General features: G+C 64.2%; 14 protein-coding genes. 3 read left to right on the forward strand and 11 right to left on the reverse strand.

Annotated elements, in window-relative coordinates:
- From ACSQ23_RS20870 to ACSQ23_RS20900, 7 genes are all read right to left on the reverse strand, one after another.
- Window positions 1-822, reverse strand: coding sequence for a carbohydrate ABC transporter permease (locus ACSQ23_RS20870; RefSeq protein WP_055887219.1), 822 nt, complete (start codon window positions 820-822; stop codon window positions 1-3).
- Window positions 819-1,781 carry a carbohydrate ABC transporter permease gene (locus ACSQ23_RS20875; RefSeq protein ID WP_055887223.1) on the reverse strand — a complete coding sequence of 321 codons (963 nt, stop codon included), beginning with the start codon at window positions 1,779-1,781 and terminating at the stop codon, window positions 819-821. Before ACSQ23_RS20875 ends, ACSQ23_RS20870 begins: the two co-directional genes overlap by 4 nt.
- A gap of 1 nt (window position 1,782) precedes the next feature.
- A complete protein-coding gene (locus ACSQ23_RS20880; protein WP_436091740.1) occupies window positions 1,783-3,072 on the reverse strand; it encodes an ABC transporter substrate-binding protein in 1,290 nt (429 codons plus the stop codon).
- Between the two features lie 231 nt (window positions 3,073-3,303).
- The gene (locus tag ACSQ23_RS20885; RefSeq protein WP_436091741.1) at window positions 3,304-4,317 is read right to left on the reverse strand and encodes a zinc-binding alcohol dehydrogenase family protein; all 1,014 of its coding nucleotides are present in this window, start codon (window positions 4,315-4,317) and stop codon (window positions 3,304-3,306) included.
- Window positions 4,318-4,405: 88 nt separating this feature from the next.
- The gene (locus tag ACSQ23_RS20890; protein WP_436091742.1) at window positions 4,406-5,323 is read right to left on the reverse strand and encodes a sugar ABC transporter substrate-binding protein; all 918 of its coding nucleotides are present in this window, start codon (window positions 5,321-5,323) and stop codon (window positions 4,406-4,408) included.
- A 185-nt stretch (window positions 5,324-5,508) separates the two neighbouring features.
- Window positions 5,509-6,294: an ATP-binding cassette domain-containing protein gene (locus tag ACSQ23_RS20895; protein WP_436091743.1), complete on the reverse strand. Its 786-nt coding sequence runs from the start codon at window positions 6,292-6,294 to the stop codon at window positions 5,509-5,511.
- Window positions 6,291-7,253, reverse strand: coding sequence for an ABC transporter permease (locus tag ACSQ23_RS20900; protein WP_436091795.1), 963 nt, complete (start codon window positions 7,251-7,253; stop codon window positions 6,291-6,293). Before ACSQ23_RS20900 ends, ACSQ23_RS20895 begins: the two co-directional genes overlap by 4 nt.
- 184 nt (window positions 7,254-7,437) lie before the next feature.
- Here ACSQ23_RS20900 and ACSQ23_RS20905 point away from each other — a divergent pair, with 184 nt between their 5' ends.
- Window positions 7,438-8,340: a GntR family transcriptional regulator gene (locus ACSQ23_RS20905; RefSeq protein WP_436091796.1), complete on the forward strand. Its 903-nt coding sequence runs from the start codon at window positions 7,438-7,440 to the stop codon at window positions 8,338-8,340.
- A gap of 31 nt (window positions 8,341-8,371) precedes the next feature.
- Here the strand turns inward: ACSQ23_RS20905 and ACSQ23_RS20910 are convergent, their stop codons facing one another.
- The 4 genes from ACSQ23_RS20910 to ACSQ23_RS20925 form a co-directional block, all read right to left on the reverse strand.
- Window positions 8,372-8,887 carry an N-acetyltransferase family protein gene (locus ACSQ23_RS20910; RefSeq protein ID WP_436091744.1) on the reverse strand — a complete coding sequence of 172 codons (516 nt, stop codon included), beginning with the start codon at window positions 8,885-8,887 and terminating at the stop codon, window positions 8,372-8,374.
- Between the two features lie 132 nt (window positions 8,888-9,019).
- A complete protein-coding gene (locus tag ACSQ23_RS20915) occupies window positions 9,020-9,862 on the reverse strand; it encodes a carbohydrate ABC transporter permease (protein ID WP_055887242.1) in 843 nt (280 codons plus the stop codon).
- The gene (locus tag ACSQ23_RS20920) at window positions 9,862-10,794 is read right to left on the reverse strand and encodes a carbohydrate ABC transporter permease (RefSeq protein WP_055887245.1); all 933 of its coding nucleotides are present in this window, start codon (window positions 10,792-10,794) and stop codon (window positions 9,862-9,864) included. Before ACSQ23_RS20920 ends, ACSQ23_RS20915 begins: the two co-directional genes overlap by 1 nt.
- Window positions 10,795-10,863: 69 nt before the next feature.
- Window positions 10,864-12,123: an extracellular solute-binding protein gene (locus ACSQ23_RS20925; protein ID WP_055887248.1), complete on the reverse strand. Its 1,260-nt coding sequence runs from the start codon at window positions 12,121-12,123 to the stop codon at window positions 10,864-10,866.
- A 295-nt stretch (window positions 12,124-12,418) separates the two neighbouring features.
- Here ACSQ23_RS20925 and ACSQ23_RS20930 point away from each other — a divergent pair, with 295 nt between their 5' ends.
- Together ACSQ23_RS20930 and ACSQ23_RS20935 are read left to right on the forward strand one after the other, a co-directional pair.
- Window positions 12,419-13,627, forward strand: a complete 1,209-nt coding sequence (locus tag ACSQ23_RS20930; RefSeq protein WP_055887251.1) for an ROK family transcriptional regulator — start codon at window positions 12,419-12,421, stop codon at window positions 13,625-13,627.
- Between the two features lie 17 nt (window positions 13,628-13,644).
- The gene (locus ACSQ23_RS20935; RefSeq protein ID WP_055887254.1) at window positions 13,645-14,289 is read left to right on the forward strand and encodes a ThuA domain-containing protein; all 645 of its coding nucleotides are present in this window, start codon (window positions 13,645-13,647) and stop codon (window positions 14,287-14,289) included.

Below are 14,289 nucleotides of genomic sequence, written 5' to 3' on the forward strand. Positions count from 1 at the left end.
CTAATCCTTGGCGCCGGTGCGGGTTTCAGCCCCGGCGGCGAATTGACGTTGGAAGATGAGGAAGACAACCAACGGAACCACGGTGGTGACGATGGCCGCCACCGATTGGAGGTCCCAGTTGAGTTCATAGGTGCCGTTGACGCGGGCGAGGATCACCGGCAGCGGCACGTTGGTCCTGAGATAGAGCAAGGGCAGCAGCAGGGCGTTCCAGGTCCACAGGAATTGCAGGATGCCGGTGGCGAACACCGAGCTCAGGCTGTTGGGCAGGACGATGTACCAGAAGGTCTGCAGCGGCCCGGCGCCATCGATGCGCGAGGCCTCGACCACCTCGGTCGGGAAATCCTCGAGGAAGTTCTTCACGAGGAAGATCGACCAGGCGAAGCTCAGCCCGATGTAAGGGATGAGCACGGCGAGGAAATTGTCGATCAACCCCAGTTCGCGCCACAGCTGGAACAGCGGGATGATCACCACCTGCTGGGGCAGGACGAAGGCGTTGATGATGATGATCAGCAGCAGGCGGCGGAACGGGAATTTCAGGAAGTGGAAGGCGTAGGCCGCGGCGGGCGTCAGCAGCATGGTCCCGACGGTGGCGAGCACCGCGAGGATGGCCGTGGTGACGAAGGCCGGGGCGAGCGGATAGGCCTCCCACACCCGCTGCCAGGCGCTGAGCGTGAGGGTGAAGCTGTCGATACGCCACCAGCCGCGCGACGTCTCGGCCAGGGGACGGATCGAGGTCATCACGATGCCGATGATCGGGATGATCCAGATGAAGCCGAAGACACCAAGCACGATGGTGGGCCAGCGGGGGGCGCGTCCGATCATCTTGCACCTGCCGTTCGCTGGATGATGGCGGGAATGGAAACGACGAGCACGGCCACCAGCAGCACCACGGTCGCCGCGGCGCCGTAGCCGAGTTTGAACTGGGTCATCGACTCCCGGTACATGAAATAGCCCACCGTTTCGGTGCTGCGCACCGGACCACCGCCGGTGAGGATGTAGATGATGTCGAAGGCCCGGAGCGCGCCAAGCAGGTTGATGAACACGGCCACCCGTACGCCAGGCAGCGACAGCGGCATCATGATGTTGCGCATCACCTGCCAATGGTTGGCGCCATCGATATAGGCCGCCTCGAACAGGGTCTTGGGGATCGACTGCACCGAGGCGAAGCAGAGCATCAGCGGCAGGCCGACGCCGCCCCAGGATGCGGCGATGATCAACACCCAGAGCGCAGTGCGCGGGTCGCCCAGCCAGGGCTGCGCGAAGCCGGGTTGGAACAAGCCGATCACCGCATTGAGCAGGCCACCGGCGTCGGGGCGCAGGATGCCGATCCACATGTAGCCGGCCACCGCCTCGGAAATTCCGAACGCGGCGAAAATCATCACCCGGAAGGGCAGCGTCTGGCGCGGCGCGAAAGCGCTCACCATGGCCAGCATCCAGCCCAGCCCCACCGAGATGATGGTGGTCGAGATGGTGAAGGTCAGGGTGGTCAAGAGCGTGTTGCGGAACGCCGGATCGGTGAACAGCTTCACGTAGTTGCCCACACCGATGAATTTCGGTTTGGCGAGGCCCTTGATGTCGAAGAAGCTGAGCCGGATCGTATCGATCAGCGGGAACACCACCGCGATCCCGAACAGGATCAGCACCGGGGTGATCAGCAGCCAGGCTGCCGGCCAGTCCCTGACCCTCCGCTTCGCGGCAAGCAGATTGCTCTGCTCGCCGCGAAGCCGGGAGGGAACGCCGGGACGCGAGCCCGCCGTCTGGGGGGCTACGGAGTCCTGCATATCAATAGAGTTCCATCGCTTTGGCCTCGATCGCCGCGGTCACCGCGTCGATCGTCGCGTCGGACGGATCCTGCAGGAACTTCTGCAGCTGCACGCGATATTCGTCGACCAGGTCGCCGGGGAGCAGGTCGCCGAGCACGAACTGCACCTTGGACTGCGCCACGGCCGCGGTCGCGATCTGCTGCACCGGACCGAGCAGGGACGGGTCGGCGTTCTTGCTGGGCGAGGCATAGCCGTAGGAGGCAAGGATATCGGCAGCGTCCTTGCTGACCATGTAGACGGCGAAGGCGTCGGCCGCCGCCGGATTGGCGCCATTGGCGGTGACCGCCACTTCCTTGGCATCGACGCTCGAGGTGTCGTCATGGCCGAGGCCGAGCGAGGGGAACTGGAAGATCGAGTAGTCGACGCCTTCGTTGAGCTTGTAGTCGTTGCGGGCCCGGGCGTTCATCCACATGCCGATCATCAGGTAGTTGGAGGCATCGGCAGTGAAGATCTGGTCGGCCGAGTAGTCCCAGTCACCGGCGAACATCTGCTCCGGGGTGCCGCAGCAGCCGGCCTTGAGCAGCTCGGCATACTTCTTGAGCGTCGTCTTGACGATATCGTCGGTCCAGCCGATCTCGTGGGCGGCAAGTTTCGAAGCCGCCTCGACGCCACCGGTGCGCAGCAGCAGCGTTTCGAACCATTCGCCATGCGCCCAGTATTTGGCGGGCATGGCGATCGGCGCGGCAAAGCCGGCAGCCTTGAGCTTGTCGATCGAAGCGAGGAACTCTTCCCAGGTCTTGGGAGGCTCGACGCCGGCCTTTTCGAGGTGGGCCTTCTTGTACCAGATGGCCGAGCGATCGCCGTAGGTGTAGTTCACCCCATAGGTGACGCCAGCAGTAGAGCCGAGATCCTTCCAGGATTGGTCGAGCACGGCGTCGAGCCCGGCCGAGGCCCAGAGATCATCGATCGGACGCAGGATACCGGCATCGACCAGCTCGGCGCGGAAGGCCGGCCAGGTGTTGATGATGATATCGACCTTTTCGCCGCCGAGCAGCGCCGTGCGCATCGGACCGCGCATGTCGCCCTGCCCCGTCACCACCAGTTCGCGGACGGCGACGCCGGGGTTCTTGGCGGTGAAATCGGCTTCGAGCTTCTGCCACATCTCGGCATCGGTGCCGCCTTGCCACTGCAAGATGACGAGCTCGCCGCTCAAATCCTGCGCCAGCGCCGGCACTGCCGCCAAGACGATGGCGAGGCTTGCCCCGGCCAGCACGGCGCGACGGCGGATTCTGGACGTGAGTTTATGCATGTTCATTGGTTCCTCCTCCTTGATTGCCGGCCTTGGGCCGTTCCTCCATCAAGTAAGTTGAAACGTTATCATCTAAGTTGCATGTCACAAGCCGGTGAGGACGCTCACAGCTGAAAAATCCTTCTAACATGTCAGTGCCGCGACCTCGGTTGGCAGCACCAAACGGGCATCGCCCCGCGGGTGCCATGACCCGCGAGGTTCTGCAGACCGCAGTCGCAAAGCGACCGACGGCTAGGCGGCGATCTCGATCACCGCCTTGATAAGTCCACGCTTCTGCGTGGCCCAGAGCGCAATGTCGCGCGCCGCATCAGTCAGCGTCGTGCGATGCGTGATGAGCTTATCGATGGGGACGCGACCGGACGCGATCGCGGCGATCACCCGCTGGAAATCCTCCGACGTGGCATTGCGACTGCCCAGCAGCGACATCTCCTTGCGATGAAAATCGGGGTCCTCGAAGCTGATCGGGCTCTTCACTACGCTGACCAGGACATAGGTTCCGCCATGCGCGACGAAATCGAAGCCGTTCTGCATCGAGCGGGCGTTGCCGGTCGCATCGAACACGATGTCGAAACCGTCTCCCCCGGTCTGTGCGGCGGCGGCCTCCCTGGCCCCGTCGCCCGCCGCGATCGTTTGAGCCCCGACGATCGCCTCGGCGGCCGCGAGTCGCTCCGGATCGAGATCCATCATGGTGACCTCAGCGCCCGAGAGGCTGGAGAAAAGCCCCACGCCAAGACCGATGGGACCCGCGCCGATCACCAGCGCACGCTGTCCTGCCCGCGCGTTCGAACGGCGGACTGCATGCGCCCCGATGGCGAGGAACTCGACTGTTGCGCAGGCATCGACGCTCAAGCCTGCCGCCTTGACCAGGTTCGACGCGGGCAGGCTGAGCAGCGAGGCCATGCCGCCATCGCGATGCACGCCGAGCACGGCGATCCGCACGCAGCAATTCGGTTTGCCGGCGCGGCAGGCGATGCAGCTGCCGCAGGAAATGTAGGGGTTGACCACGCAGATCTCGCCGGGAGCGAAACCGGACCCGGCCGGCGCCTCCAGCACCTCGACCGCCAACTCATGTCCCATGACGCGCGGATACTCGAGGAAAGGGTGCTTGCCCTCATAGATGTGGTAGTCGGTGCCGCAGATCCCCACCCTGAGCGGGCGCACCAGCGCTTCGCCTTCGCCGCGGTGTGGGGTTGACCGGGTCTCGAGCTCGAGCATTCCGGGCTGGCGGCAGACAAGCGCATGCATATTCAAACTGCTTTCGACTGTAGGTGGCGGAAGAAGAGATGCGAGAGCCGGGTCCCGGGGAGACCGAGGGCCCGGCTCTCGCGGCGCGTCACTGGAACTGGGACATGGTGTCCTTGGTCACCAGTGCGGCGCCCGAGTCGATGAGGAGTGGGACCTCATCGCCGCGGATGGCCTTGACCAAAGCATCGACGCCGAGCTCGGCCATCTTCGCCGGGAACTGCGCGACGGTCGCGTCTTCGATGCCTGCGGTCAGGGCTTCCGCTTCTCCGCAGCAGAAATCGAAGCCCACCAGGACGATCGCGTCGCTTGCGATGCCGGTGTTCTTGATGGCCTGCGCGGCTCCTGCGGCTGGAGGGCCGCAAGCAGCATAGATCGCCTTCAGATCAGGATTGGCGGTGAGCAGATCCTGGGCGACGTTGATCCCGAGTTCCTCGGTGCAGTTGGTGCCGGCACGCCCGACCACCTTGACCTCAACTCCCTTGAGGCCCTCGAGCATGCCATTGACGCGATCATCCAGCGCCGGAACGCCAGGGACGCCTTCGAGAATGCCGAGCGTGTCGCCGGCCTTGAGCACCGACTTGAGGTACTGGCCGGCGATCACGCCGGCGGCATAGTTGTCGGTGGTGGCGAGCGAGGTTCGCCCCTTCCAGTCGGGGATGTTGTTGTCCATCAGGACGATCTTCACGCCCTGGGAAATCGCCTTGTCGAGCGCCGGCGCCACGGTCGGATCAACCGGGGTCAGGGCAATCCCCTGCACACCCTGGGTGACCATCGATTCGATCTGGGCGATCTGGCCCTCGATATCGGTGGCCGAGGTGCCTTGCCCGTAGATGATCTCGACACCCGGATTGGCCGCGGCGTAAGCCTTGGCCGCATCTTCCATGGTGGCGAAGAACGGCACCGGGAACTTGGTGATGAACCCGAGCTTCACGTTGTCCTGCGCCATGGCAGGCCCGGCAATCGCCGCGGCGAGCGCCAGCCCTCCCAGCAGTCGTTTGAGCTTCATAGTTTCCTCCCATTCCGACCGCGTTGGCGGTCGCTCTCCTCGATCCCCCTCGGAATCGATCCCCGAGCGCCTGCACCGGCGCCCTAGAGCGCTTTCAGGAAAAGTTGCAGACTTTTCCGGTTCGAAAGCGCTCCAAAATCAATGACTTAGATCGTTTCACCGTTTCACTTGAACGGTGAAACGATCTAGGCCTCCGCTCCGACGATGAGCGAGACCAGTTCGTGTTGATTTGCCTTGCTTGGCTTGAGTTCGCCGACCTTGCGCCCTTGCCGCAGCACCACGGCGCGGTCGGCCAGTTCGACGACATGTTCCATGTTGTGGGTGATGAGGATCACCGCGTTGCCCTCGTCGCGCAGCTGCGCGATGAGGTCGAGGACCTTGCGCGCCTCGCGCAGCCCGAGCGCCGCGGTCGGCTCGTCCAGCATCACCACCTTGCGGGCAAACACGGTTGCTCGCGCCACCGCGATCGCCTGGCGCTGCCCACCCGACATCAGCGCCACAGGTGCGTCGAAGCGGGGCAACCGGACCTTCAGCCGGTCAATCACCGCCGCCGCCTCCCGGTCCATCGCCCGGCGCCTCAGCAGCCGCATGCCGCGTGGCAGCCAGGAGGGGAAAGACAGCTCCCGCCCGCAGTAAAAGTTCTGCGCCGGGGTCAGGTTGTCGAACAGCGCCAGGTCCTGGTAGACGGTCTCGATGCCGGCGCTGCGGGCGGCCGCCGGGTTGTGGATGGCGGTCCGCTGGCCATCGAGCAGGATTTCGCCGCCATCCAGGCCGTGGACGCCGCTGATGCATTTGACCAGCGTTGATTTGCCGGCGCCATTATCGCCGAGCAACGCCAGCACCTCGCCGCGATACGCCTCGAGGCTCACGCCCTTTAAGGCGTGCACGGCGCCGAAGCGCTTTTCGGCATTGTTGACGGCCAGAACCGGCGAGGCGGAATGGACCGGCGAGGCGGACGCGGCGGCGCTCATGACGCCCTCCCCGACTGCATGACGCGCACCCGCGCTTCCAGATGGTTGCGCAGCACGTCCGCCTCGACGGCCAGTACGATGATCGCCCCGATGGCAATCATCTGAAAGAACACATCGACATTGAGCAGGTTGAGGGCGTTGCGGATGACCCCGATCATCACCGCGCCGACCAGGGCATGCCCGATATGGCCGCGCCCGCCGAGGAAACTGGCGCCACCGATGATCACCGCCGCGATGGTGTCGAGCTCGAGCAGGTTCCCGTAAAGCGGTGAGGCGGCTTCGGTGCGGCCCGCCAAGACGATGGCGCCGACGCCCGCACAGAGGCCCGAGATGACGTAGACCGAGACCAGCACCCACTTGACCGGGATGCCCATCTGCACCGCTGCCTCGGGTTTGCCGCCCACCGCATAGATCCAGCGCCCCCACACCATGGCGCGGGCCATCAGCAGGACCAGCGCGGCGACGCCGAACACCACGAAGAACGAGTTGGGAATGCCCAATGTCGAACCGCCGCCGATGAACGCGATCTCGATCGGCATGCCGCGCATCGTGGTGTGCCCGGTGGCGAACTCCAGCGCCAGGCCGCGGGCGATACTGAGCGTTGCGAGCGTGATGATGAAGGGGTGTGGCAGCCGGCCGAAGACATAGACAATGCCGTTGATGGCTCCCACCGCCCCACCGGCGATAAGCATCGCGGCCATCACCAGCGGACCGGAATCGGCAACCCGGAAAACCAGCCCACCGATCACCGTCGCCAGCGCCAGGTTGGCGCCGACCGAAAGATCGATGCCGCGGGTCAGGATCACCAGGTGCTGCCCGATCGCCACAATGGCGATCACCGCGGTCTGCGCCAGGATGTTGCCGAGATTGACCGGCTTGAGGAAGTTGGGCGTCGCAAGACTGATGCCGACCACCAGCAGGATCAGGATCAGCAGCGGACCGATGCCGAGCAGCTTCAACGCGACGCCAAGCGCCGCGCCGTCGGCGAGCGGCCGGGTACGTACCTCAGCCGGCTCCGCATCTGGTCCTTGTTTCACCAGCACACGCCCCTCCCTCGTGTTTCTTATGTACAAAAAACTTCTATTTCGGGACATCGTCAAATTGTTTTTTATCAGTTACAGAACAGAACAGACGGAGAGCGATGTGAAGACGGATACGCTGTTCAAACGGGCCTTCAACGACGCCCTGCTGTTGACCTCGCGGCTGCGCGACGGTGATCCGATACCGTCTGAAACGATGCTCGCGGCCGAGCTGGGCGTCAGCCGCACCACGGTGCGCAAGATCCTCGCGACGCTGACCGAGCAGGGCGTGGTGGCCGGTACGGGACGGTCGCGCTTTGCGCGTGCCTCAGCCGGCGAGGTGCAGCCCTTCCCCGAAGCCGAGACGGTTCCGACCTCGGTGCAAGTCGAGAAACAGTTCATGGAATGGATGCTGCGCGGCGATGCCAAAGCCGGGGCCCTGATCAACGAGCTCGACCTGGCGCGTCAGTTCAAGGTTGCGACCACGGTGATCCGCGAGTTTCTGAACAGCTTCCAGCGCTTCGGGCTGATTGAGCGGCGGCCGAGCGGTGGCTGGGTGTTGCAGGGCTTCACCCATAGCTTCGCACTGGAGCTGTTCGAGATCCGCGAGATGTTCGAACTGCGGTCAGCCCGGGAGTTCAGCAGCCTGCCGGGGAGCTCGCCGCTGTGGCACGAACTGCGCCGGTTGCGGCAGGAGCATATCGACCTGTTGAGCGAGATCGAGACCCGCTTCCAGGACTTTTCCGACCTCGACAGCCGCTTTCACCGGCTGGTGAACACGGCGGTGCCGAACCGCTTCATCGACGGCTTCTTCGACATCATCACGCTGATTTTCCACTACCACTACCAGTGGAACAAGAAGGACGAGCGGGAGCGCAACGAGGTGGCGATCCGCGAGCACCTTGCCTACATCGATGCACTGCTGAGCCGATCGCGGAGCGCGGTCGCCACCGCCTGCCGCAGGCACCTGGCATCGGCCAGGCAAACGCTGATCCGCTCGACTTCGGATACCGGAAGCGTGGCGTAGCACCGGGAACTCCTGTGGCTGCCCCTGCCGGCTAGCGCGAAGGCCAATCCTCCACTGGCCTGAGGCGGGCCATCAGCACCACATCAACAGGCACGGCAGCCTTCAGGCGCGCCTTCAGCTTCCGCCCCTCCTCGACAAACCCAAAGCCGCGATAGAGCGATATTGCCCGCAGGTTGTCTGAGTGGACGCTGAGTTCGATACGCAGGAATCTCTCCGCATCGGCGGCCGCCACGGTCGCGGCCAGCAACCGCCTGCCAAGGCCGGCGCCGCGCCACTGCGCCATGACTCCCATACCCAGTTCGCCCAGGTGACTCTCGTGCTCGCCGCGTCCGCGGACGATGTCGCACCAACCCACAATGCTCCCCTGGTCGCTGAGCGCGACGAATTGCGGGTTTCGGGTCTGGATATTGCCGCGAACGAAGCTCGCGACATCGTCCAGTGGTGGCGCCTGGTTGCCCCTCAGAAAGCTGCTTTCCCGCGCCACGGCGTCAAGCGCCGCATGAAAGCCTGGAATGTCCGCTTCGGTGATTGGCCTGACCCGCGTCATCTGGTCTCCGGTCTCACGGGCACCCCGGCCCGCTGCCAGACTCTCCCGTGATTTAAGCTACTCGGCAGCCGGCAAGGCGCAACACGACAGTGAACTCGCCGCGTTCACCTGCCACGCCCTGGGGACAACCCTTCAGCCTTTGACGGCGCCGCCGGTCAGCCCCGAGATCACGTAGCGTTGCGCCAACAGGAAGAAGGCGATGGCGGGGAGGATCGAGAGGGTGAGGAACGCCAGGATGCGCGGCCAGTCAGAACCGTACTGGCCTTGGAACTGCATGATCCCCAGCGGCCAGGTATAGTTGGCGTCGGAGTTGAGCACGATCAGCGGCAAAAGGAAGCTGTTCCAGCTGCCGACAAAATTGAACACCCCGACCGTAGCGATGATCGGCAGGCAGAGCGGTAGCGTCACATACCAGTAGATGCGGATATAGCCGCAGTTGTCCATGCGCGCCGCGTCGATCAGCTCCTTGGGCAGTTCCTTGAAGAAGTTATAGAACAGCAGCACCGAGAACGAGATGGAGAACGCCACCTGCGCGATGATGATGCCCAGGTGGCTGTCGAGCAGCCCCAGGTCGCGCATCTTGATGAACAGCGGCAGGATGGCGGTAGCCGACGGAAACAGCAGCCCCAGCATCAGGTAGCTCATCAGGAACCGGCTGCCGAAGAACTTGATATGGGCGAAGGCGAAGGCGGTCATCGAAGCGAGCAGTGTCGACAGCACCACCGAGCCCAGCGCGACGAGCAGCGAGTTGAGCAACGAGGGCACATAGCGCGGCCCGCCGATGATCTCGGCGAAGCGCGCCGGATCCCAGCTCTGCGGCAACCCGAACGGATTGACGCGCAGCTCGCCGATCTCTTTGAAGCCGCCGAGGGCGGTGGTGTAGAACGGCACGATCACGAAGGCGGCGACCACCAGCAGCGTGATCCACTGAAAGGCCGAAATGGCCGGACGACGTTTCCTCGATGCCGTGGCCATCAGTTCTGCTCCACCCTGAAGAGAATACGCCGGTAGGCGAGCGCCACGATTACGCAGGCGATGAACAGCAGCACGCTCACCGCGCCGCCAAAGCCCAGTTTCATGCGCAGGATGCCGAACTGGTAGAGGAAGGTCACGATGGTGTGGCTCGAATGCGAGGGGCCGCCATTGGTGAGCGGGATGATGATGTCGAACAGCTGCAGCGCGCCGGTGATGGCGAAGAACACCGACACCACGATGGCCGAGCGGATCATCGGGATCTTGATGTGGCGCACGATCTGCCACTTCTTGACGCCATCGAGCCGCGCCGCCTCGACCACCTCGTTGGGGATCGACTGCAGGCCGGCGATGAAGATCATCATGTGAAAGCCGAAATACTTCCAGGTGATGACCAGCATGATGGCCGGGATCACCCAGAACTTGTCGGCCAGGACGAACGGCATCTTGGTGCCGAGCGCGTCGCCGAGGATCGGCAAGAGCCCGTAATTGCCGTCATAGACGAACTTCCAGATCAGCCCCGCCGCCACCTCGGCCAGCATGAAGGGCAAAAAGAAGATCGTCCGCAAAATGTTGATGCTGACCGAGCGCTCGGACAGGGCAATGGCGCACCACATGGCGAGCGGCAGTTGGATCAGCAGCGAGACGGCCACCACGATCAGGCTGTTGCGCACCGCGGTGCCGAAATTGCGATGGTTGATCACGTCGGCATAGTTTTCAAAGCCGACGAAATTGGTGATAGGCCCGTAGCCGTTCCACTGGAAGAACGAGAAGGTTCCCGCATCGACCATCGGCAAGACGACGAACACGGTGAACAGGATCAGCGAGGGTGGCAGGAAAATCAGCAGCGGAACCAGGCTCTTGCGATCCATGTAGCGGCGCCGGCGGACGGCGACGCCTGTTCCCGCGGCAACTCCGGTCGTAATGCTTGCCATACTGGCTTCCCTTCGAGGCAGATGCGGTCGGCGGGGCAATCGTTGCCCCGCCGACCTTAGGCCAACGCCTTAATTGGCCGCGTCGTCCACGGCTTCCTTGACCTGCTGGGCGGCGTCCTCGGCGCTGATCGCGTTGGCGGCGAGATCCGCCGACACATCGTTCACCACGCCACCGACCGCCGGCCCGAGGGCCTGGTCGAAGAACAGCGCATGCCAGTGGGCCTTGTTGATATCCTGCGCCACCAGCACCTTGAACGGGTTGGTCATGCCGTCGGCCGCCCCGTTGACGATCGGGATGTAGTAGCCGGCATTGGCAAAGCGGGACTGCACCGGCTTGGCGTTGTACCACTCGATGAACTTGACCGCGTCGTCGGAGGCGTTCTTGGAGAACAGGTAGCCAGACAGGCCGCCCAGCGTATCGGTCGGGTCGCCCTTGCCTCCATCAATGGTCGGGAACGGCAGAATGCCGAGCTGGTCATCCGGGATACCCTGCTTGGTCGCCGAGTTGTCCTTCATGGCGCCGTAGTCCCAGTCGCCCATCAGGTGCATCGCAGCCTTGCCGTCGCCGAAATAGCCCGAGGCATCGCCATAGGTGGCGGCCTGGAAGCCCTCCTGCCAGGGATCGAGTTGAGCCAGCTGCAGGAAGAACTGCCCGGCCTTGACGAAGTCCTCGCCGGCAAAGCCGTCGCCCTCGCCGCGCGCCGCGGCGTTGAAGCCGTCCTGCCCGGCGAGGCGCACCACCAGCTTGCTCCACCAGAAGTGAGCCGGCCACTTGTCCTTGCCACCCATCGCCAGCGGGGTGATGCCGGCATCCTTGAACTTCTGCACGGCAGCGAGGAACCCATCCCAGGTCTTGAGGCTCTCGGGGTCGACGCCGGCCTGGGTGAACAGTGCCTTGTTGTACCACAGCACCACTTCGGCCACGTCGCGGGCGATACCGTAGATATGGCCGTCAGGCGCGGTGAAGGCCGCAACGCCTGCCGTACCCTGGGCATCCTTGGCCTCCTGAGACAGGACGCCCTCGATCGGCCGCAGCACGCCGGCCTTGGCCTGCTCGTAGAACACCCCACCGCCCCATGAGTGGAACACATCGGGCGCATCGGCAGACTGCAGCAGCGTGGTCAGCTTGGCCTTGAACGCCTCGTTCTCGAGGAACGGCAGCTCGATCTTCACGCCCGGATTGGCGGCCTCGTACTCTGCCACCGCCTCAGTCATCAGCTTCACCTCGTCCGGGATGGACGCGATGTTCAGATACTTCACCACTGTTTGAGCCTGCACCGGCGCGAGCGCCATCAGGCCGAGCATTGCGGCAAGCGCAATTCGCTTCATGGGTTTCCTCCTCCTTTGGGCAGCCGGGGGGCGCTCTCTGGCGCAGTCGGCCGCAGCGGCAGACGCGGTCCCTACCGCAATCACCACTTGCTACTTTCTAAGCATCCCTTATTAAAGGAAGCAAGAGGCACGTACCTCAGCTCTGCAGAAACAGCTCAATCTGCGGATTGACGCTTGAGGACCGCCTGTTTTTCGGTACTCTGCCGCTGAGTGCCGGGTTTTCGACGATCGTGCCATCAGCGCCTTTTGTACGGGTTGCAAAGCAATTGACTGACCAGATGCCCGGGGCGAGTTCGTGGCCGTAAAGATCGCTGATCCGCTGCTGATGCGGGAAATCAACAAGTACCACGTGCTGGAGACGATCCGGTGCCATGGCCAGATTTCGCGGGTCGAGATCTCCGAACGCACCCTGCTCAGCGGCACTACGGTGTCGGCGATCACCGGCGCGCTGATCGAGGAGGGGCTGATCGAGGCCATCCACACCACGCCGACCAACGAGACCCTACGCGGCCGCCCACGGGTGCTGCTCGGGCTGGTGCGTGACGCGGCCTTTGTCATCGGCGTGCGTATTTCCCAGGCGCTGACCACCGCAACCCTGATCGATTTCCGCGGCGAGACGGTCGCCTCGGTGCAACTGCCGGTGCGGCTGGCCCGCCAGCCCGCCGAGGTGATCGTCGACCTGATCGAGGACGCCATGGAGGAGTGCATCGGCAAGTCGGGGGTGGATCGCAGCCGCATCAAGGGCATCGGCATCGGCATCCCCGGTATCGTCGACCCCCGCTCCGGCCGCAGCTACGCCAGCTCGGTGTTCGGCGAGCGGGAAATCCCCATCGGGACGCTTTTGGGCGAGCGCACCGGCCTGCCGGTGAAACTCGAAAAGCCAGCAAACCTCCTCGCCTTGGCCGAGAGCTGGTTCGGCTACGCCCAGAGCGTCCGCAGCTTCGGCGTCGTGGTGCTGGACCAGACGGCGAGCCTCGGGCTGTGGCTCGAGGACGACCTGCAGCGCGGCTCCAGCAAGCTGGGACCGGCCTTCGGCCACACCAAGGTCGGCAATGAGGGGATGCCGTGCGAATGCGGCCAGCGTGATTGCCTCAACGCCTATGTAGGCGATGTCGCCATGCGCCGGCTGGCGCGACAGGAGCTGGGCGAGGCGCTGGACGCCGCCGCCTCGTACGACCTGCTCGACCACCTCGCAGGGCTTGCCCAGGCGGGCGATGCAAGGGGGCAGCGCCTCATCGAGCGGCAGGCCGAAAAGCTCGGCATCGGGCTCTCCCACATCATCAACCTGGTCAACCCGGCCAAGATCATCGTCGCGGTGGAGTCGCAGCGCTATGGCGAAGCCATTGCGCCGATGGTGCGCGCCACGGCGCAGGCCAACAGCTTTCTCACTCACTTCAATTCCACCGAGCTGATCTTCCACACCCTGGATGACCAGCTCTGGGCCCGGGGGGCCGCAGCACTGATGCTGCGCGACATCTACAGCGCCCCGTGGAACGCAGCATAACTGGAGGAAACATTTCCATGAGCAAGTCAGCCCTGATCGTGTGGGGAGGCTGGGATGGCCATACGCCGGAGCAGAGCGCGCGCCTCGTCGGCGGCATGCTCGAGAGCCATGGCTTCGCGGTCACCCTCGAGAACACCACCGAGGCGTTTGCCGATGACGGCCTTAGCCAGTTCGACCTGATCGTGCCGGTCATCACGATGTCGCGGATCGAGCGCGAGGAACTGACGAACCTCCTCGCCGCCGTGCGCGGCGGCACCGGCCTTGCCGGGTTTCACGGGCTGATGTGCGACAGCTTCCGTAACGAGCCGGACTATCAGTTCATGACCGGCGGCCAGTGGGTGGCCCACCCCGGCAACATCATCGACTACACGATCAACGTCACGCGCGGCGATGACCCGATCATGGCCGGGATCGGCGATTTTCCCTACCGGTCGGAGCAGTACTACATGCACTTCGACCCCAGCGTGGAGGTGCTTGCCACCACCACCTTCTCGGGTGAGCAGTTCGAGGAGATCGACGGAGTGGTGATGCCGGTGGTGTGGAAGCGCCGCTTTGGCAAGGGCCGGGTGTTCTATTCGTCGCTCGGCCATGTGGTGGGAGAATTCGAGGTGCCGCAGATGCGCACCATCTTCGAGCGCGGCGCCCTCTGGGCAGCGCGTTAG

Origin of the sequence: Devosia sp. LjRoot16 (genome assembly GCF_964252795.1) — a bacterium.
Taxonomy (GTDB): domain Bacteria; phylum Pseudomonadota; class Alphaproteobacteria; order Rhizobiales; family Devosiaceae; genus Devosia_A.

Bases quoted from the DNA above. Each gene is read 5' to 3' on its own strand.
- ACSQ23_RS20870 (WP_055887219.1), bottom strand. From the start codon at position 822: ATGATCGGACGCGCCCCCCGCTGGCCCACCATCGTGCTTGGTGTCTTC.
- ACSQ23_RS20875 (WP_055887223.1), bottom strand. From the start codon at position 1,781: ATGCAGGACTCCGTAGCCCCCCAGACGGCGGGCTCGCGTCCCGGCGTT.
- ACSQ23_RS20880 (WP_436091740.1), bottom strand. From the start codon at position 3,072: ATGCATAAACTCACGTCCAGAATCCGCCGTCGCGCCGTGCTGGCCGGG.
- ACSQ23_RS20885 (WP_436091741.1), bottom strand. From the start codon at position 4,317: ATGCATGCGCTTGTCTGCCGCCAGCCCGGAATGCTCGAGCTCGAGACC.
- ACSQ23_RS20890 (WP_436091742.1), bottom strand. From the start codon at position 5,323: ATGAAGCTCAAACGACTGCTGGGAGGGCTGGCGCTCGCCGCGGCGATT.
- ACSQ23_RS20895 (WP_436091743.1), bottom strand. From the start codon at position 6,294: ATGAGCGCCGCCGCGTCCGCCTCGCCGGTCCATTCCGCCTCGCCGGTT.
- ACSQ23_RS20910 (WP_436091744.1), bottom strand. From the start codon at position 8,887: ATGACGCGGGTCAGGCCAATCACCGAAGCGGACATTCCAGGCTTTCAT.
- ACSQ23_RS20915 (WP_055887242.1), bottom strand. From the start codon at position 9,862: ATGGCCACGGCATCGAGGAAACGTCGTCCGGCCATTTCGGCCTTTCAG.
- ACSQ23_RS20920 (WP_055887245.1), bottom strand. From the start codon at position 10,794: ATGGCAAGCATTACGACCGGAGTTGCCGCGGGAACAGGCGTCGCCGTC.
- ACSQ23_RS20925 (WP_055887248.1), bottom strand. From the start codon at position 12,123: ATGAAGCGAATTGCGCTTGCCGCAATGCTCGGCCTGATGGCGCTCGCG.
- ACSQ23_RS20935 (WP_055887254.1), top strand. From the start codon at position 13,645: ATGAGCAAGTCAGCCCTGATCGTGTGGGGAGGCTGGGATGGCCATACG.